Origin of the sequence: Achromobacter sp. ACM03 (assembly GCF_014851665.1) — a bacterium.
GTDB lineage: Bacteria > Pseudomonadota > Gammaproteobacteria > Burkholderiales > Burkholderiaceae_B > Achromobacter > Achromobacter aegrifaciens.
Genome location: NZ_JACVAD010000006.1, coordinates 210,366 through 227,793, shown reverse-complemented (window position 1 = coordinate 227,793; position 17,428 = coordinate 210,366). Strand labels below are relative to the sequence as shown.

The 17,428-nt window shown below is 64.9% G+C and carries 18 protein-coding genes; 5 read left to right on the top strand and 13 right to left on the bottom strand.

The genetic code is table 11. The features are described 5' to 3' along the window. Window positions 1-83: 83 nt before the first annotated feature. Complete coding sequence (locus IB257_RS24690) at window positions 84-803, top strand: GntR family transcriptional regulator (protein ID WP_054451138.1); 720 nt, start codon at window positions 84-86, stop codon at window positions 801-803. A gap of 61 nt (window positions 804-864) precedes the next feature. On the opposite strand, the gene IB257_RS24685 is transcribed toward IB257_RS24690, so the two are convergent. Then, window positions 865-1,155: a DUF3579 domain-containing protein gene (locus IB257_RS24685; protein ID WP_013392635.1), complete on the bottom strand. Its 291-nt coding sequence runs from the start codon at window positions 1,153-1,155 to the stop codon at window positions 865-867. Between the two features lie 219 nt (window positions 1,156-1,374). On the opposite strand from IB257_RS24685, the gene IB257_RS24680 reads away from it, so the two are divergent. Together IB257_RS24680 and argF are read left to right on the top strand one after the other, a co-directional pair. After that, entirely contained in the window at window positions 1,375-2,556 is a 1,182-nt protein-coding gene (locus IB257_RS24680) for an aspartate aminotransferase family protein (protein WP_054451137.1), read from the top strand. 58 nt (window positions 2,557-2,614) lie between these two features. Continuing rightward, on the top strand, window positions 2,615-3,556 hold the full coding sequence (gene argF / locus IB257_RS24675; RefSeq protein ID WP_054451338.1) for an ornithine carbamoyltransferase: 942 nt from the start codon (window positions 2,615-2,617) through the stop codon (window positions 3,554-3,556). Window positions 3,557-3,690: 134 nt separating this feature from the next. Here the strand turns inward: argF and IB257_RS24670 are convergent, their stop codons facing one another. The 7 genes from IB257_RS24670 to IB257_RS24640 form a co-directional block, all read right to left on the bottom strand. Further along, a complete protein-coding gene (locus IB257_RS24670; protein ID WP_192492927.1) occupies window positions 3,691-4,413 on the bottom strand; it encodes an amino acid ABC transporter ATP-binding protein in 723 nt (240 codons plus the stop codon). Beyond that, a complete protein-coding gene (locus tag IB257_RS24665) occupies window positions 4,410-5,162 on the bottom strand; it encodes an amino acid ABC transporter permease (protein ID WP_125473605.1) in 753 nt (250 codons plus the stop codon). The genes IB257_RS24670 and IB257_RS24665 overlap by 4 nt, the downstream gene beginning before the upstream one ends. 72 nt (window positions 5,163-5,234) lie before the next feature. Further along, window positions 5,235-6,011: a basic amino acid ABC transporter substrate-binding protein gene (locus IB257_RS24660; RefSeq protein WP_125473604.1), complete on the bottom strand. Its 777-nt coding sequence runs from the start codon at window positions 6,009-6,011 to the stop codon at window positions 5,235-5,237. Window positions 6,012-6,328: 317 nt separating this feature from the next. After that, window positions 6,329-6,892, bottom strand: a complete 564-nt coding sequence (locus IB257_RS24655) for a DUF4286 family protein (RefSeq protein ID WP_054451136.1) — start codon at window positions 6,890-6,892, stop codon at window positions 6,329-6,331. A gap of 11 nt (window positions 6,893-6,903) precedes the next feature. Beyond that, window positions 6,904-7,434: a carboxymuconolactone decarboxylase family protein gene (locus IB257_RS24650; protein ID WP_054451135.1), complete on the bottom strand. Its 531-nt coding sequence runs from the start codon at window positions 7,432-7,434 to the stop codon at window positions 6,904-6,906. 2 nt (window positions 7,435-7,436) lie between these two features. Then, window positions 7,437-8,390, bottom strand: coding sequence for a tripartite tricarboxylate transporter substrate binding protein (locus tag IB257_RS24645; RefSeq protein WP_119450511.1), 954 nt, complete (start codon window positions 8,388-8,390; stop codon window positions 7,437-7,439). 70 nt (window positions 8,391-8,460) lie between these two features. Then, window positions 8,461-9,327, bottom strand: coding sequence for an amidohydrolase (locus tag IB257_RS24640; protein WP_175162637.1), 867 nt, complete (start codon window positions 9,325-9,327; stop codon window positions 8,461-8,463). Between the two features lie 97 nt (window positions 9,328-9,424). Here IB257_RS24640 and IB257_RS24635 point away from each other — a divergent pair, with 97 nt between their 5' ends. Next, window positions 9,425-10,351, top strand: a complete 927-nt coding sequence (locus IB257_RS24635) for a LysR family transcriptional regulator (RefSeq protein ID WP_175181686.1) — start codon at window positions 9,425-9,427, stop codon at window positions 10,349-10,351. An 82-nt stretch (window positions 10,352-10,433) separates the two neighbouring features. Then, on the top strand, window positions 10,434-11,774 hold the full coding sequence (gene argG / locus IB257_RS24630; RefSeq protein ID WP_013392627.1) for an argininosuccinate synthase: 1,341 nt from the start codon (window positions 10,434-10,436) through the stop codon (window positions 11,772-11,774). Window positions 11,775-12,106: 332 nt separating this feature from the next. On the opposite strand, the gene IB257_RS24625 is transcribed toward argG, so the two are convergent. The 5 genes from IB257_RS24625 to IB257_RS24605 form a co-directional block, all read right to left on the bottom strand. Next, window positions 12,107-14,035 carry a potassium transporter Kup gene (locus tag IB257_RS24625; protein ID WP_054451132.1) on the bottom strand — a complete coding sequence of 643 codons (1,929 nt, stop codon included), beginning with the start codon at window positions 14,033-14,035 and terminating at the stop codon, window positions 12,107-12,109. Further along, complete coding sequence (locus IB257_RS24620) at window positions 14,032-15,147, bottom strand: HAMP domain-containing sensor histidine kinase (RefSeq protein ID WP_225589140.1); 1,116 nt, start codon at window positions 15,145-15,147, stop codon at window positions 14,032-14,034. Before IB257_RS24620 ends, IB257_RS24625 begins: the two co-directional genes overlap by 4 nt. A gap of 66 nt (window positions 15,148-15,213) precedes the next feature. Continuing rightward, window positions 15,214-15,885: a response regulator transcription factor gene (locus IB257_RS24615; RefSeq protein ID WP_006218435.1), complete on the bottom strand. Its 672-nt coding sequence runs from the start codon at window positions 15,883-15,885 to the stop codon at window positions 15,214-15,216. Window positions 15,886-15,950: 65 nt separating this feature from the next. After that, window positions 15,951-16,433 carry a biopolymer transporter ExbD gene (locus tag IB257_RS24610; protein WP_054451131.1) on the bottom strand — a complete coding sequence of 161 codons (483 nt, stop codon included), beginning with the start codon at window positions 16,431-16,433 and terminating at the stop codon, window positions 15,951-15,953. Continuing rightward, window positions 16,433-17,428, bottom strand: a complete 996-nt coding sequence (locus IB257_RS24605) for a MotA/TolQ/ExbB proton channel family protein (RefSeq protein ID WP_054451130.1) — start codon at window positions 17,426-17,428, stop codon at window positions 16,433-16,435. Before IB257_RS24605 ends, IB257_RS24610 begins: the two co-directional genes overlap by 1 nt.

Genomic DNA, 17,428 nt, shown 5'->3' with positions numbered 1-17,428 from the left:
ATGCTTTCCAGCACAGAGAAAAATCGCCTGCCGGACCATTCCAACACCCAGAAAAGCGCGCAGGCATAGGAGCCAACAAGAAGATGAAGTCCCTCGCGCCGGCGGCCGACGAGTCTGCCAAGAAAGACATCAGCCGCAACGAAATCGTATACAAAAATTTGCGCAGAGCCATCATCGAGCAGGCTCTGCTGCCCGGCGACAAGCTGCCCGAGGACATCATCGGCGAACGTTTCGGCGTCAGCCGGACCATCGTCCGCAGCGTCCTGACGCGCCTGTTCAGCGAAGGATTGGTGGATTTGCGGCCGAACCGCGGCGCCGCGGTGGCCCGCCCCAGCCTGGAAGAAGCGCACGACATCTTCGAGGCGCGCCGCTGCCTGGAACGCGACGTGGCGCGCCGGCTGTTGCAGCACATCACCGAGGCTGGACTGGCCAGGTTGGAACAGCACGTGGCACAGGAGGAGGAAGCCCGCAAGCGCAACAGCGCCAACGAGTCCATCCGGCTGTCAGGCGAGTTCCATATCCTGATGGCGGAGCTGTCGGGCAATGCGGTGTATGCGCGCTACGTGAACGAGATCGTGTCGCGCTGCTCGCTGATCCTGGCGCTTTACGGCCGGCCGCACTCGAGCGAATGCGCGGTCAGCGAGCACATGGAGATCGTGGCGGGCCTGCGCGCGCGCGACGAGAAGCACGTGCTGCATCTGCTGGAGCACCACCTGGAATCGGTGACCGCGCGCGCGCTGCTGACCGCGGACGGCCAGGGCGTGCGCGATATCCGCAAGATCCTGGACCGCTACGGCACCTAGGGGCGTGCGGCGTCCCCCAACGAAAAAGCGCCCGGTGAGGGCGCTTTTTTGGTTGGGGAGGCTAGATTTCGCGCTCTTCCGTCTTGAGGTTATTGTCGCGAGCGAAATCCACCACGAACTTGTACGCCAGCGGTTCCAGATCGCGCAAACGCAGATCGACCACGATCCCGCGCACGCCGTCGATCACGACGGGCAGCACATAGGGCGAATAGGTGAGGTGGTTACCGGCACAGCCGGCGGGCCGGAATTGTGCCATTACGCCGGCGAGCCGTTCCGCCCAATCGCTGGGGCGAAAGCGGCTACCGCTTTCGGTAACGCCATGAATTACGAATTGTCTGACGCGAGTTGCCATGAGTTCTTCACTACAGCGCGCCCTTCACGAAAGCCGGATCTTCGGCGTGATCAAACATGCGCCCTGCGCCGCGAATTGTATATGATTGATCCTTTGCCCTCTTTCAAAAAGCGATTCGCCTGGGAAAACGAGCTGCCGGCGCTGCCAAACCCGGCGGCATCCCACGGGGACTCCGGCTGAGTCCCGGCGCAATCCGCTTCATCCACGGGAGGATCCGCGATGACTTCGCCTCTGGCCAATATCTACGCCCGGCTGCCGGTATCGTTCACGCACGGCCAGGGCGTCTGGCTGTGGGACGCCGAAGGCCGCAAGTACCTGGACGCGCTGGCCGGCATCGGGGTGTCCTGCCTGGGCCACGCCCATCCGAAACTGGTGGCCGCCATCAGCGAGCAGGCCGCCCGCGTCATCCATACCTCGAACATCTACGAAGTGCCGCAGCAGACTGCGTTGGCCGCTCGTCTGACGCAACTGTCGGGCATGCAGGAGGTCGCATTCAACAACAGCGGCTCCGAGGCCAACGAAGCCGCGATCAAGCTGGCGCGTTATTACGCGTACCAGCGCGGCAACAAGCACGCCCACATCATCACGATGGATTCGTCCTGGCATGGCCGCACGCTGGCCACGCTGGCGGCCACGGGCAGCGAAAAGGCGCGCAAGGGCTTCGAGCCCCTGCCCTCGGGCTTCATCCAGGTGCCCTACAACAGCGTGGACGCGGTGCGCGCCGCCGGCGACGCCGAGCCGCGCGTAGCCGCGGTGCTGCTGGAAGTGCTGCAGGGCGAAGGCGGGATCCGCCCCTCCGACATCGCCTATCTGCAGGAAGTGCGCCGGCTGTGCACCGAGCGCGGCTGGCTGCTGATGATCGACGAAGTCCAGTCCGGCATCGGCCGCACCGGCAAATGGTTCGCCCACCAGTGGGCCGATATCGTCCCCGACGTCATGACGCTGGCCAAGGGCCTGGCGGGCGGCGTGCCCATCGGCGCCATGCTGGCCGCCGGCCCGGCCGCGGGCGTATTCACGCCAGGCAGTCATGGCACCACCTTCGGCGGCGGCCCGCTGGTCTGTGCGGCCGGGCTGGCCGTGCTGGATGCGCTGGAATCCGAAAACCTGCTCGCCAACGCCCACGATGTAGGCAATCACCTGAAAGCCGCCCTGGCCGATGCGCTGGCCGGCGTCGCGGGCGTCACCGACATCCGCGGCCGCGGCCTGATGCTGGGCATCGAGCTGGCGCGCCCCTGCGGCGTGCTGGCCCTGCGCGCCATGCAGGCCGGCCTGCTCATCAATGTCACGCGCGACCGCGTGATCCGCATGCTGCCGCCACTGATCCTCAACCGCGACGAAGCCGACCGCATCGTCGCCATCCTGGTTCCGCTCATCCAGGAATTCCTGGCCGAAACACCATAAAATCAACGTCCCGCCCGGGCCATGAGCCTGGCCGGGCCCCATGACCTGCGACATCACCATGACACCTCCCACGACTCAAAACGGCCCGCTGCGGCACTTCCTGCAGTTCAAGGACTTCTCGTCCGCCGAGATCGCCTACGTGCTGGACCGCGCGCGCCTGATCAAGGACAAGTTCAAACGCTACGAACCCCACATGCCGCTGCACGACCGCACGCTGGCAATGGTGTTTGAAAAGGCCAGCACGCGCACCCGCGTGTCGTTCGAGGCCGGCATGTACCAGATGGGAGGTTCGGTCATCAACCTGACCTCCAACGATTCGCAGCTGGGCCGTTCCGAGCCCATCGAAGACACCGCGCGCGTCATCTCGCGCATGGTCGACATCGTCATGATCCGCACGTTCGAGCAGACCCGCATCGAGCGCTTCGCCTCGCACTCGCGCGTGCCGGTGATCAACGGCCTGACCAACGAATTCCACCCCTGCCAGATCCTGGCGGACATCTTCACCTACATCGAGCACCGCGGCCCCATCGCCGGCAAGACGGTGGCCTGGGTGGGCGATGCCAACAACATGGCCTACACCTGGCTGCAAGCCGCGGAAATGCTGGGCTTCACGCTGCACGTGTCCACCCCGGCCGGGTACGAGCTCGAAGCCTCGCGCATCGGCACGCCGCCCGCCACGGTGCTGCGCCAGTTCAAGGATCCCATGGAAGCCTGCAAGGGCGCGCACCTGGTCACCACCGACGTCTGGACCAGCATGGGCTATGAAGCCGAAAACGAAGAGCGCCGCGCCGCTTTCGCCGACTGGTGCGTGGACGCCGAAATGATGGCCGCCGCCGATCCCCAGGCCGTGTTCATGCACTGCCTGCCCGCTCACCGCGGCGAGGAAGTCACCGGCGAAGTCATCGACGGCCCGCAAAGCGTGGTCTGGGACGAAGCCGAAAACCGCCTGCACGTGCAGAAGGCGCTGATGGAGTTCCTGCTGCTGGGCCAGATCAAGTAAAAGGCCACCGCATGCAAGAAAGGCCTGCGCACCGACGGATGCGCAGGCCTTTCTTGCGTTCAAGGCAGGCTGGCAGATGGGAAGAGCCCCCCCATCCACCATCGGGACAACGGCAACAATTGGCGCCTGGACAATTAAAGAACCTTGCGCAAGAAGTCCCGAGTACGTTCATGGCGCGGCTCACCCAGCACTTGCTGCGGCGGCCCCTCTTCCATGATTACGCCCTGATCGATGAACAACACTCGATCTGACACTTCCTGCGCAAAGCCCATCTCATGCGTCACCACAACCATGGTCATGCCCTCTTGCGCCAACGCCTTCATCACCGTCAGCACCTCACCGACGAGTTCGGGATCGAGCGCCGAGGTCGGCTCATCAAACAGCATGACTTTCGGCTCCATCGCCAACGCGCGCGCAATGGCCACACGCTGCTGCTGACCGCCCGACAACTGATTTGGAAAAGCGTCGATCTTTTCCAGCAGACCGACTTTCTGCAGCAGCCTTTCGGCCAACAGCACGGCTTCTCGACGGGATGCTCTCTTGACTTCAACCGGCGCCATGATCAGGTTTTCCAGCACTGACATGTGCGGGAACAGATTGAATCGCTGAAACACCATGCCCATGGTGGAACGCAGCGCGTTCAGATCGACCTTGGAGTCATTGACCTTGACGCCGTCGACGATAATCTCGCCATCGTTCGCTTCTTCCAGGCCGTTGAGGCACCGCAGAAACGTGCTCTTGCCGGAACCGGACGGACCGATCATACAGACCACTTCACCCTCTTTGATATCGCAGTCGATACCACGCAGGATATGAGCCTGGCCAAATTGCTTTTGCAGGTTTCTGACGTGTATCACCGTGCATCCCCTTTGCCATAGCGGGTTTCAAGATGCCGGACGAGCGCCGACAACAGCAGCGTAATACCCCAGTAGATCAGCGAAATCGTCAGATACGGTTCCCAGTAGCGGGCATAGGCGCCGGACACCGTGCGTGCCGCATACGCCAGTTCCGCCAGGCCGATCGCCGACGCCAACGAGGAATCCTTGACTATGGCAATGGCGTTATTGCCCAGCGGCGGCAACATGCGGCGGAAAGCCTGCGGCAGCACCACCTTGCGCAACGTCTTCATGTAGCTCATGCCGAGTGAGCGCGACGCTTCACTTTGGCCACGATCGATCGACTGGATGCCGGCGCGAAAAATCTCCGACACATAAGCGCCTGAATTGAGCGTGATCGCCAGCACCGCCGATGTGAACGCGCCGTATTGCGAGCGAACTTCACGCGCGATATCGCCGCTCAGGATCAAACCGTCGCTGGGATTGATAAGCAGCGGCATCAGCGCGAAGTGAATCAGCAGAATCTGCACGAACAGCGGCGTGCCACGCACGAAACTGACGTAGATGCGTACGGGCCACTGCACCATATGACGCAGGAAGTATTTCCAGAAACCGTGGCGCGCTTGCGCCAGGCGGCCTACGCCCAAAGCCAGGCCCCAGCACGTCCCCGTGATCACACAGATCAGCGCGACCTTGATGGTCATCCACGTGCCCTCGACAAACAAGGGCAGATACTCGCCGATGATTTCCCATTGAAAGAGAGAATTCATGAATGGAATCCGGATATGAATTCGCTCACGGTCCGCGGCGAGACCGTGGGCATGAAAAGGTCCGTACGTGGCTTACAGCGGCAGCGCCGGCACGTTGAGGTCGAACCATTCCTTGTAGATCTTGGCGTAGGTGCCGTCGGCAACTATCTTCTTCAAACCGGTATTGATCTTGCCTTGCAGTTCGCTGTTGCCCTTCTTGACGGCGATACCGAAGTACTGGCGCGTGAACTTGGCGTCGTTGACCACCTTGAATTGCTTTTCAGGATGGCTCTTGATGTAGAACTTGATCACGCCGACATCGCCGATCGCGGCATCGATACCGCCTCGATACAGCTCTTCCAGCATCAGCGGCGTATTGTCGAAACGGTGAATGGCCGTATTGGACTTGCCGATCTCTTCAGAGATGACGATGTCGCCTGCTGTTGAGTTGACCACGCCGACTTGCAAGGTCTTCAGGTCAGCCAGTGCGGCAACCTTATTGTCGGCGCCAGTGATGATGACTTGCTCCGCCGGGAAATAGGGCAGCGAAAAGTCGACCATCTTGGCGCGCTTTTCAGTGATGGTAATGCCGGAGATGATGATGTCGCGGTCGCCCTGGCCCAGGGTGGCGAAGATGCCTTCCCATGGCGTGCTGACCAGCTTGATCTTGAAGCCGGATGCGTAGGCGATGGCCTTGATGATATCGATGTCGAAGCCGACCAGTTCCTTGCTCGGCGTTTCGAACTCAAAGGGCCGGTAGGTGCCCCCTGCACCGACGACGTAAGTCTGATCGGCAGCAGTGACATTGGTAACGGACAACGTCACTGCTAGGGCACAGCTCGCGAGCGCGAAAAAATTCTTGAACGACATGGTTTTCTCCCTGGGATGAAGGCGGTGACGAACACCAACCTGCTCTTGACGGCCGACAAGCAAAGGACGCGCGGACTTCGCCGCGCTCAGACCCTGCTTCGTTGCGGGACTCGCATTTGCACGAACCGCCGGGATACTCCCGGCTGCGCGGAACTCGGCATGTTCCGGCGCTCGTTTCTATGCGTCAACTTATAAATTATTGATTTTTATAGAAAAAAAATAGATTTACCAAACAGATTTTGCACCGAATCGACAACCGGCTCGGCGCTCTCGTTACGCGGGCCGGGCAGTGCCTGCCCAGCCATTCTGCATCCGGCCTACAGAATCCGTTTGAACATGGTCCGGCGCGTATTGCGGAACGACGGACGCACACGGCCGCTCCAGTCGCTGGCGCGCACCGCCAGCCAGGGCGGGCTGCCAAAGGTTTCGCGCGTGTGCAGGTCGTAGCAGGCCAGATAGCGCGGCGACTCGTCGCGGCACTCATAGCGCATGGCGCGCACCGTGCCAGGCACCGATGCCAGGCCCGGCAGGTGCTCCTGGTCGTACCAGGCATTCAGGTCGGCGTCGGCCTCGGGCAGCACGTCGGTTTCGACGATGTAATGCCACGGCGCGTCCTGCCCCGCCGAAGCGCCTGCCAGGTCCAGCGTCAGGTGCAGCACGCGGCTGTGCGCGCCCGGGAAGCTCTCGGCCAGGCGCGCCTGCGCTTCGGGCAGAGCCGCCGCCGATCCGCGCAGATAGACGTAGGTTTCGTCCTCTTCCACGGCGGCGTACGCGGCGGCGCACAATCCTTCCAATCCCTGGGTCAAGGTCTGTTCAAGTTCGCGTGCGCGCGGCTCGTCGAAGCGCTCGCCCAGCGACACCAGCAATACGGTTTCCTGCACTCCAGTCTCCTTTAATGTCCTACGCGCAAGGCCACCAGGAAGCGCGACACCATGTTGTACGCGCCCACGGTCGCCGCCAGTTCCACCAACTGCGTGTCATCGTAGCGCGCGCGCAGCGGCGCGAACACGGCGTCCGGCACCTCGATGTCGCGCGTCATGGCGTCCGTCAACGCCAGCACTTCGGCCTCGCCGGCTTCCAGGCCTTGCAGTTCCGACGGCGCCGGACCGCCGCGCAACGCGTCCACCAGCGCCTGCGGCATGCCGGCAGCCAGCGCGTGCGGCACATGCGCCTCGAACTCGTACGGTGCGTTGTTCAAGGTCGCCACGCGCAGGATGATCAGCTCGCGCAGACGCGGCGGCACCGCCGTGTTCAGGCGGATCGCGGTCAGCATGGCTTCCCAGCCCTGGACCACGGCCGGACTGTTCAACAGCACCTGGTACAGCGGCGAGATGCGCCCCCGCGCAGCCGATATCCGCGCCTCGATCGCGGCCAGTTCCGGGCGGCTGCCCGGCGTCACCAGCCCTACTCTGCATGCGTTCATCTTCACTCCGGACGGATGTTCTTGCGCTGGATCAGCGAGGTCCACTTTTCGCGGTCGGACGCGATCAGGGCAGCCAGTTCCTGCGGGCTGCCGGGCGCGGCCTGGGCGCCGAACTTCTCCAGGCGGGCGCGCACGCTCTCCGTGTTCAGCGCGGCGCGCACGGCCTGGTTGAGCTTGTCGATCGTGGCCGGCGGCGTGGCGGCCGGCGCGACGATGCCGTACCAGTTGTTGGACTCCACGCCGGCGATGCCCTGCTCCGCCAGGGTCTTGACCTCGGGCAGCAGCGGATGGCGGGTCGGCGCGGCGATGCCCAGGGGCTTCAACTTGCCGCCCTGGATATGGCCGATCAGGCCCGGCACGTCGCCGAAGAAGCCGGACACCTGGTTGCCCATCACGTCATTGATGACCGGCGCCGCGCCCTTGTATGGCACGTGCATCACGTTCGCCTTGCTGGAATCGGCGAACATTTCCAGGGTCAGGTGGGGAATGCTGCCGATGCCCGACGAGCCGATCGCGACCGATTGCGAGGCGGCCTGCGACTTCTTGACGAAGTCCGCCGCGTCGACCGCCGGATTGGACGGATTGACCACGAACACCGTGGCGTTGTTGACCACCTTGGACACCGGCGCGAAATCGCGCACGGGGTCATACGGCAGATCCTTGTACAGCGCCGGGCTGATCGCGACCGCGCCCACGCTGGTCAGGAATAGCACCGAGCCGTCGGCGGGCGCCTTGGCCACGTAGGCCGCGGCGATGTTGCCGTTGGCGCCGGCCTTGTTCTCCACGATGACCTGCTGCTTGAGCTCCTTGCCCAATTGCTCGGCCAGCACCCGGCCGACCAGATCCACCGGCCCGCCAGGCGGGAAGGCAATGATGAGGCGCACCGGCCCATCGGCATGGGCGGATCCCAGGGCGGCCAGGCTCAGCAGGCCGGCGGACAGTATTTTCTTGAACATGGTGTCTCCTGATTGAATGGAATTTTCTTGTCGTTCGCGCGCCGCCTGATGGCGGTGGCGTTTGCCGCGCCTACTCGAATCCGTACAGCCGCGCCGGGTTGTCCACCAGGATGCGCTGGCGCAAGGCCGCATCGGGACAAGCTTCAAAAAACAGGTCGACCAGCTCGCCGTCGTCGGGCATATCGCCCGCCACGTTCGGATGCGGCCAGTCCGTGCCCCACAGGCAGCGATCGGGCAACGCCTCGGCCAGCGCGCGCACAAAGGGCAGGCCCTCCGCGAACGGCCGCTTGCCCGATGCGATGCGGTCGATGCCCGACACCTTGACCCAGGCCTGCGGCACCTGCGCCAATCCCAGCAGCGCCTGCATCGCAGGCGACGCCAAGCCATCGCCCGCCTTCAACCGCCCCATGTGGTCGACCACGAAGGGCAGCGGCAGCGCGGCCAGGCGCGGCAGCAGCTCCGGCAGCATCGCGCCGTCCAGATGCAGGCACAGATGCCAGCCCAACGGCGCGATCAGCGCCACGACCCGGTCGAAGACCGCCGGATCCGGCGCGCCGCCCAAATGCGGCACGAAGTTGAAACGGGCCGCGCGCACGCCGCCCTCATGCAATTGCCTGACGCCGGCCTCGGTCGCATCCGCTCCCAGCAGCGCCACGCCGCGATAGCGGCCGCCGCTTTGGGCCAGCGCGTCCAGCAAGGCGCGGTGATCCGAGCCATGGCAATTGGCCTGAACCACCACCGCGCGCTCCACACCCAGGCGACTGTGCAGCGCCGCCATGGCTTGGTAAGGCGCATCCGGCGGCGTGTACGAGCGCCCCTCGGCGTACGGAAACACGTCGGCCGGCCCGAACACGTGGCAATGCGCATCGCAGGCGCCCGGCGGCAAGGCGTGGCGGGGACGGGACGGCGCGGCTAGCGGAGGACGGCAATCGGGCACGGGCGGGTTCCTGCGTTGAAAACGCCATGGTCCCGGATTGCCCGCCGCCCAACAATGCTATATCTTTGATTTCAGATATAGATTTTCCAAATATCCGATGGACCTCAAGCAGATCGAATACTTCCTGCGCGTGGCCGAGAGGCGCAGCTTCTCGCGCGCGGCCGAAATGCTGGACGTGGCGCAACCCACGCTCAGCCGCCAGGTCCGCCTGCTGGAACTGGAACTCGGCCAGCATCTGCTCTACCGTAACGGCCGCGGCGCCGAACCCACCGAAGCCGGCCTGCGCTTCCTGGAGCATGCCCGCGCCCTGCTGACCCTGGCCGAACGCGCCAAGGAGGACCTGCAGACCCTGCGCGAGACGCCCACGGGCAAGGTCGTGGTGGGCCTGCCGCCCCGCATCGCGCGCGTGCTCACGCCCCCGCTGGTGCAGGCCTTCCGCCGCAGCTTCCCCGAGGCCTCCATCGCCGTTGCTGAAGGCCTCAGCGCCCAGGTGCGCGAATGGCTGCTGGCCGGCCGCGTCGACCTGGCCCTGCTCTACGACCCCGCGCCCTCGCCCCAGTTGGCCTACGAATCGCTGTTCCGCGAGGACCTGGTGCTGGTGGCCGCGGCCGGCCACCAGCCCGCGCTGCCCCCGCGCGTCACCGTGGCCCAACTGGGCGACTACCCGCTGGTGGTGCCCAGCCTGCCCAACGCCATCCGCACCCTGGTCGAAAGCGTGTGCCGCGCCCAGGGCGTACGTCTGACCATCGCCGTCGAGGTGGACGCCGTCCAGACCATCGTCGAACTGGCCGCCCAGGGCGACGCCTACGCCATCCTGCCGCGCTCGGCCGCACGCGGCCCGGCGGCGGAACATGAGCTGTCGTTGTGCGACATCGTCGACCCGACCATCACCAATGATCTGGTGCTGGCCAGCGCCCGCCACCGCCCCGCCACCCGGCTGGCCGCCGCCACCGCGCTCCTGATCCGCCAGCTGGAGCTGCCGGCCCTGTTCGCCCCGGCGGCCCGACCGCGGCAAAAGAGTTAAAATAGCGTCCGTTTCTCTTGTTTGGCGGCTAGCAGCTGTCAAAGTCTGCTGTCCAAGTCCTGTTGGCGTCTCACTTCAAACAATGACCACTATCCTCCCGAACCTTCCCACCGGCCAGAAGGTCGGCATCGCCTTCTCCGGCGGCCTCGACACCAGCGCAGCGCTCCTCTGGATGCGCAACAACGGCGCCATCCCCTACGCCTACACCGCGAACCTGGGCCAGCCCGACGAGTCCGACTACGACGAGATCCCGCGCAAGGCCATGGCCTACGGCGCTGAAAAGGCCCGCCTCATCGACTGCCGCGCGCAGATGGTGGCCGAAGGCATCGCCGCCCTGCAATCGGGCGCGTTCCACATCTCGACCGCCGGCATCACCTACTTCAACACCACCCCCATCGGCCGCGCAGTGACCGGCACGATGCTGGTGGCCGCCATGAAGGAAGACGACGTCAACATCTGGGGCGACGGCAGCACCTTCAAGGGCAACGACATCGAGCGCTTCTACCGCTACGGCCTGCTGACCAACCCGGACCTGAAGATCTACAAGCCCTGGCTGGACCAGCGCTTCATCGACGAGCTCGGCGGCCGTTCGGAAATGTCCGAGTACATGCGCCAGGCCGGCTTCGACTACAAGATGTCGGCTGAAAAGGCCTACTCCACCGACTCCAACCTGCTGGGTGCCACCCACGAAGCCAAGGACCTGGAGCACCTGAACTCCGGCATCCGCATCGTCAAGCCCATCATGGGCGTCGCCTTCTGGCGCGACGACGTCGCCGTCAAGGCCGAGGAAGTCACCGTCCGCTTCGAGGAAGGCCACCCGGTCGCCCTGAACGGTGTGGAATACAGCGACCCCGTCGAACTGATGCTCGAAGCCAACCGCATCGGCGGCCGCCACGGCCTGGGCATGAGCGACCAGATCGAAAACCGCATCATCGAAGCCAAGAGCCGCGGCATCTACGAAGCCCCGGGCCTGGCCCTGCTGTTCATCGCCTACGAGCGCCTGGTCACCGGCATCCACAACGAAGACACCATCGAGCAGTACCGCGAAAGCGGCCGCAAGCTCGGCCGCCTGCTGTACCAGGGCCGTTGGTTCGACCCGCAAGCCATCATGCTGCGCGAAGCCGCCCAACGCTGGGTCGCCCGCGCCGTCACCGGCGAAGTCACCATCGAACTGCGCCGCGGCAACGACTACTCGCTGCTGAACACGGAATCGCCCAACCTGACCTACGCCCCCGAGCGCCTGTCCATGGAAAAGGTCGAAAACGCCCCGTTCACGCCCGCGGACCGCATTGGCCAGCTCACCATGCGCAACCTCGACATCGTCGACACCCGCGGCAAGCTCTTCACCTACGTGAAGACCGGCCTGCTCGCCTCCTCCGGCAGCTCGCTGCCGCAGCTGAGCGACGAAGGCAAGAAGAAGTAATTCTTCAACGCCATAAACCAGAAAGCCCTTCGGCACGCCGAAGGGCTTTTTGTTTGGCGAAGAGCGATCGGGCGCCAACCTCGATGAGAGCGAGCCCACTAAAGACAGTCACGACCAGCGCGCAGCGTCATCACCTACCGCAAGACACCGCGTAAGCCCCCAAAGGCCGCCTGCGCGGCCGGCCGGGGGCGAGCCCCGCAAGATCGTCCACCACACCCCACCCTAGGCGAGAACGCCAAGCACACCGCCCTCCCCAGCAACGGGACACATTCAGCCCCCGCCGCCCCAGGCGTCAACAGAATGCAAATCACCACCAAGGAGCAAGCAAGAGCCTAAAGCTCCACCTGCATCCCCATCTCCACCACCCGATTAGCCGGAATCTTGAAGAACTTGGTACTCCGAGTAGAGTTCCGCGCCATGAACGAAAACACCGCCCGCCGCCAGCGCCACAGCGCCGGCTTCTTCGCCGCCACCACCGTCTGCCGCGACAGGAAGTAGGAAGTCCGCATCGGCTCCAGATCGATCTCCGGATACGCCTCAGCCACCAGCCGCAGCGCCTCCGGCACATCCGGATCTTCCTTGAAGCCGTAGTTGATCGTCGCCTGCCAACTGGACGCCGACAGCTTGGTCACGGAGAAGCGCTCCTCGGGCGAAACATAGGGCACGTCCGCCACCAGAATGGTCAGGAACAGCACATGGTCATGCAGCACCTTGTTGTGCTTCAGGTTGTGCAGCAGCGCCGGCGGCACATTGCCCGAGTTCATCGTCATGAAGATGGCCGTGCCCGGCACGCGCGACGGCGGGTACTCTTCGAGCTGCGCCATGAATTCCTTGAGCGGCTGGCGGTCCCGCTGCTGCATCTCCGACAGCAGCCGGCGGCCGCGGCGCCACGTCATCATCAGCGTGAACACCACTATCGCCACCAGCAGCGGCAGCCAGCCGCCCTCGTGGATCTTGAACACGTTGGCCGAGAACAGCAGCACATCGAACAACAGCAACAGGCCCAGCGCCACCATCCACAGCACACGCTTGATGCCGGTCGAACCGCGCGGCAACACCGCGAAAGCCAGCACCGACGTCGTGAACATCGTCCCCGTGACCGCGAAGCCATAAGCGGCAGCCAGGTTGTCCGAATTGCGGAACAGCAGGACCAGGATCAGCACCGCGCACAGCAGCAGCGCATTGACCTGCGGCAGATAGATCTGGCCCTTCTCGATGGCCGACGTATGCAGGATCTGCATGCGCGGCCAGAAGCCCAGCTGCACCGCCTGGCGCGTGACCGAATAAGCGCCCGAAATCACCGCCTGCGACGCCACGATGGTCGCAATGGTGGCCAAGGCCACCAGCGGGGCCAGCCCCCATTCCGGCGCCATCATGAAGAACGGATTGCGGATCGCGGTCGGATCGCGCAACAACAGCGCGCCCTGGCCGAAATAGCACAGCGTCAGGGCCGGCAGCACCATGCTGAACCAGGCGCGGCGGATCGCCGGACGGCCGAAGTGGCCCATGTCGGCATACAGCGCCTCGGCGCCGGTCAAGGCCAGCACCACCGCCCCCAGCAGCACGAAACTGATCCACGGAAACTCGACGATGAAACGCAAACCCCACATCGGATTCAAGGCTCGCAGCACTTCCGGCGTCTGCCAGATCTGCCAGCCGCCCAGCGCCGCCAGCGTGCCGAACCACAACAGCATCACCGGACCGAACAGCTTGCCCATGGCGCCCGTGCCGTGCGACTGGATCGCGAACAGCGCAATCAGCACCACCAGGGACAGCGGCACGACCCAGGCATCCAGCTGATGCGACACGATGCCTATCCCTTCGAGCGCCGACAGCACTGAAATGGCTGGCGTGATCATGCTGTCGCCGTAGAACAGCGCCGCGCCGAAAATTCCCAGCACGATCAGCACCCAGCGCAGCTTGCCTTCACGCCCGCGCACCGCCAGTTCCAGCAAGGCCAGCGTGCCGCCCTCGCCGCGGTTGTCGGCGCGCAGCACCAGCGTCACGTACTTGAACGACACCACCACCATCAGCATCCAGAACAGGATGGACAGCACGCCCAGCAGGTGGGCAGGCTCCAGGTCGGTGTGCACGCTCAGTCCCGTCAGACAGGCCCGCAGCGTATACAAGGGACTGGTGCCGATATCGCCGTACACCACGCCCAGCGCCCCCATGATGAGGGCGGCCCGCGACGATGGCGCGTGCCCGCCGAGTGTTTGCCCGTTGGACGACGAAGGAACGCTGGCCGAACCTTGGCTCATGATGTAGGTTCTTGACGAGTAAGTTGGGCGCCCTTGCGGGGGCCGGGAAACACGACGGACAGCCGTGTTCCTGAAAAGTCCGGACGGCTGGTGAGTTTCCACCAGGCACCATGCGCGTGCGCGATTTCCCGCACGATGGCAAGTCCCAGGCCCGACCCGCCCGCGGTCGCGGTGGGAGAACGGTAGAAGGCCTCGAACACCCGTTCGCGCTCATCGGGAGAAATGCCCGGCCCATCGTCCTCCACGGTCAGCGAAGGCGGATTGGCGCCGACGATCAGCGTGATGCGGCCGGTCTTGTTGCCATAGCGCAGCGCGTTGTCGATGAGATTGCCCAGCAGTTCGGCCAGCAGCAAGGGATCGGCGTCGATCCAGATGGGCGCGTCCGGCGCGACCAGATCCAGCTCGTAGTGCGCCTCGCGCACCCGCGGAAACCATTCCGCGCCGTTCGCCCGCACCCATTCGCAAAGGTCGATGCGCACGAAGCTGTCCTGCGGACGGGCGTTAGGATCGGCGCGCGCCAGAACCAGCAACTGCTGCCCCAGGCGGATCATGCGGTCGCTCACCGCCTTGATGCGTTCGGCCCGCGCGCGCACGTCGTCGGGCAAGGGGCGCGCCAGCATCAATTCCGACTCCAGGCGCAACCCCGACAAAGGCGTGCGCAGCTGGTGCGCCGCATGGCCGATGAAGCGGCGCTGCGCCGCCAGCGAGGCATCCAGGCGCAGCAGCAGATCATTGGTGTGCGTGACCAGTGGCTCGATTTCGACCGGCACGCCGGCCACTTCCAGCGGCTGCATGTCGTCGATGGAGCGTTGCCGGATCTCTTCGGACAGGTGGTTGACCGACCGCAGCCCCGAACGCACGCCCTGCATCACCACCCAGGTGAACAGCGCGATCAACGCGACCTGCCCCACCACCATCAGCCAGAAGAAATCTTCCAGCATCCAGAGCGACATGTCGATCTTGTGCGTGATGACCCAGGTGGCCGCCAGGTCCAACAGGACCAGCAGGAGGATCGGCGGCATCAGGCGGATGACCAGATGCCGCGCCAGCGAACGGGAGGGAAGCAAGGGGCGGGAAACCGGAGTAGCGGTAGGAGTGCGTTCCTGCATCATGACGCAATGCCCTCGCCTAGGCGTATGGATGCGCGCGGCCGGTGCGACGCGGCCGCAGCCGGCCCGTCAGGCCGTTTCCACATCCAGCATGTAGCCAAAGCCGCGCACCGTTTGAATGCTGGCACCAGTGCCTTCCAGGCGCTTGCGCAGGCGGTACACGTAGACTTCGACGGCGTTTTCGCTGAAATCGGCATCCCAGGCCGACAGCGAGTTCACGATCTGGCGCTTGGTCACGACGCGACCGACACGGGCCATCAGCATTTCCAGCACGGAAAGCTCGCGCACCGACAGCGACAGGCGCTGGCCATTGGCGCGGACTTCGCGGCCAACGGTGTCGAACACCAGCGGGCCGACTTCAATCAGGGGCTGCGCCTGGCCGGCGCGGCGCCGGCCGAAGGCGCGCACGCGCGCCGCCAGCTCGGGCAGTTCGAAAGGTTTGGTGACGTAGTCATCCGCCCCGGCGTCCAGGCCGGCGACGCGGTCCTCGATGCCATCGCGGGCGGTGAGGATCAACACGGGAACTTGGTTGCCGTCCTGGCGCAATTGCCGCAGCACGTCCAGCCCGCTCATGCCCGGAAGGTTGAGGTCGAGCAGCATGAGGTCGTAAGGCTGCCCCGCCAAGGCGCCCAGAACCCGGTCGCCCTCGGTCAGCCAGTCGACCGCATAGCCTTGGTCGGCCAGAAATTCCTGGAGCGCGTGGCCCAGGGTGGTGTCGTCTTCGATTACCAGAACTCGCATGCGGCGATTCTAGCGCGATCCCGGCCGGAACGGGGCGCGAAATGCGCCCCGGGGCCGGGAAGCGTTCAAGGTGCGGACGGAGCCGGGGCGGCCCCGGCCGCAGCGGGCGCTGCTGAGCCGGCGACGCCGCCGGACGGAGGCGTGGTCACGAACCCGATGCGCGTCATGCCCGAACGGCGGGCCGAAGCCATGACCTTGGCCAGGGTCTCGTAACGCGTGTTCTGGTCCGCGCGGATGCGGATCTCGGGTTGCGGCTTGGTGCCGGCGATCGACTTGAAGCGGTTGGGCAGGTCATCGATATTGACCGGCTTCTCGTCCCAGAACAGCGCCCCGCTGGCATCGATGGCCAGGTCGACGGTCTTGGGTTCTTCCTCGATCTGCTCGGCGGCCACCTGGGGCATGTTGATCTTGATCGAATGCGCCAGCAGCGGCGCGGTGATGATGAAGATCACCAGCAGCACCAGCATCACGTCGATCAGGGGCACCATATTGATCTCGGAAACCGTATGGCTTCCGGATCCCTTGCCCTCGAAGCTGCCAAAGGCCATTATTCGCTCCCGCGTTGAGCCGCAGCGCCGTTGCCGTTCTGGCGGCGCAGGGCGCGCACCTTGCCGTCGGACAGAGCGACCTGCTGGCCGGTGGTCAGGAACGCGAACAAGTCATGCGCAAAGGCATCCAGGCGCGACAGGAACACGCGGTTGTTGCGCACGAAGGTGTTGTAGGCCAGCACCGCGGGAATGGCGACCGCCAGGCCCAGGCCCGTCATGATCAGCGCTTCGCCCACCGGACCGGCGATGCGGTTGATGGTCACGCCGTCGGACAGGCCGATGCCGACCAGAGCATGGTACACGCCCCACACCGTGCCGAACAGGCCCACGAACGGCGCCGTCGAACCCACCGAAGCCAGCACGGTCAGGCCGTTTTCCAGCTTCGCGGTTTCTTCATCGATGACCTTGCGCATGGTGCGCGTGACGAAATCGGAGTTGCTGCCCGACTCTTCAAGCTTGGTCGCGCCGAACTTGTTGTGATGCGCCTGCGCATGCATGGCGTGACTGGCCAGGTGCGAGAACGGATCGCGCGCGCCATGCGTGACGATTTCGTTTTCGACCTGTTCGAGCGAGCTGGCGTTCCAGAACTTGTTCAGGAAGTCCGCGGAGCGCTTGCGCATGCTGACGTTGCTCGCGACCTTGACCAGGATCAGGTACCAGGTCACAAGCGACATCAGGATCAGGATGATGAACAGGCCTTTGCCGACGAAGTCGCTTTGCGCGATGAAGTGCATGAAGCCCATGTCGGGGACCGCGGCGGGGGCCGGCGCGGCAGGCAGCGCCGAGGGCAGCGCGGCGGCGGCGCCGTGCAGCGCGTCGGCCGATTGCTGGACAGCGCCGGCGGCTTGCTGAGCCGTGGCACCGACCGCCGAGGCGGCTTGTTGAGCTGCGGGCGCGGCCGCAGCCGCGGCAGGCGCAGCGGCGGCGGCAGCCGGCGCTGCCGGGCTGGTGGTCGCCTGCGCCACCAGGGTGGCGCTATGCAGTGCGTTGGACAT

Bases quoted from the DNA above. Each gene is read 5' to 3' on its own strand.
- IB257_RS24690 (WP_054451138.1), top strand. From the start codon at position 84: ATGAAGTCCCTCGCGCCGGCGGCCGACGAGTCTGCCAAGAAAGACATC.
- IB257_RS24685 (WP_013392635.1), bottom strand. From the start codon at position 1,155: ATGGCAACTCGCGTCAGACAATTCGTAATTCATGGCGTTACCGAAAGC.
- IB257_RS24680 (WP_054451137.1), top strand. From the start codon at position 1,375: ATGACTTCGCCTCTGGCCAATATCTACGCCCGGCTGCCGGTATCGTTC.
- argF (WP_054451338.1), top strand. From the start codon at position 2,615: ATGACACCTCCCACGACTCAAAACGGCCCGCTGCGGCACTTCCTGCAG.
- IB257_RS24665 (WP_125473605.1), bottom strand. From the start codon at position 5,162: ATGAATTCTCTCTTTCAATGGGAAATCATCGGCGAGTATCTGCCCTTG.
- IB257_RS24660 (WP_125473604.1), bottom strand. From the start codon at position 6,011: ATGTCGTTCAAGAATTTTTTCGCGCTCGCGAGCTGTGCCCTAGCAGTG.
- IB257_RS24650 (WP_054451135.1), bottom strand. From the start codon at position 7,434: ATGAACGCATGCAGAGTAGGGCTGGTGACGCCGGGCAGCCGCCCGGAA.
- IB257_RS24645 (WP_119450511.1), bottom strand. From the start codon at position 8,390: ATGTTCAAGAAAATACTGTCCGCCGGCCTGCTGAGCCTGGCCGCCCTG.
- IB257_RS24635 (WP_175181686.1), top strand. From the start codon at position 9,425: ATGGACCTCAAGCAGATCGAATACTTCCTGCGCGTGGCCGAGAGGCGC.
- argG (WP_013392627.1), top strand. From the start codon at position 10,434: ATGACCACTATCCTCCCGAACCTTCCCACCGGCCAGAAGGTCGGCATC.
- IB257_RS24625 (WP_054451132.1), bottom strand. From the start codon at position 14,035: ATGAGCCAAGGTTCGGCCAGCGTTCCTTCGTCGTCCAACGGGCAAACA.
- IB257_RS24620 (WP_225589140.1), bottom strand. From the start codon at position 15,147: ATGATGCAGGAACGCACTCCTACCGCTACTCCGGTTTCCCGCCCCTTG.
- IB257_RS24615 (WP_006218435.1), bottom strand. From the start codon at position 15,885: ATGCGAGTTCTGGTAATCGAAGACGACACCACCCTGGGCCACGCGCTC.
- IB257_RS24610 (WP_054451131.1), bottom strand. From the start codon at position 16,433: ATGGCCTTTGGCAGCTTCGAGGGCAAGGGATCCGGAAGCCATACGGTT.
- IB257_RS24605 (WP_054451130.1), bottom strand. From the start codon at position 17,428: ATGTCCAACGCACTGCATAGCGCCACCCTGGTGGCGCAGGCGACCACC.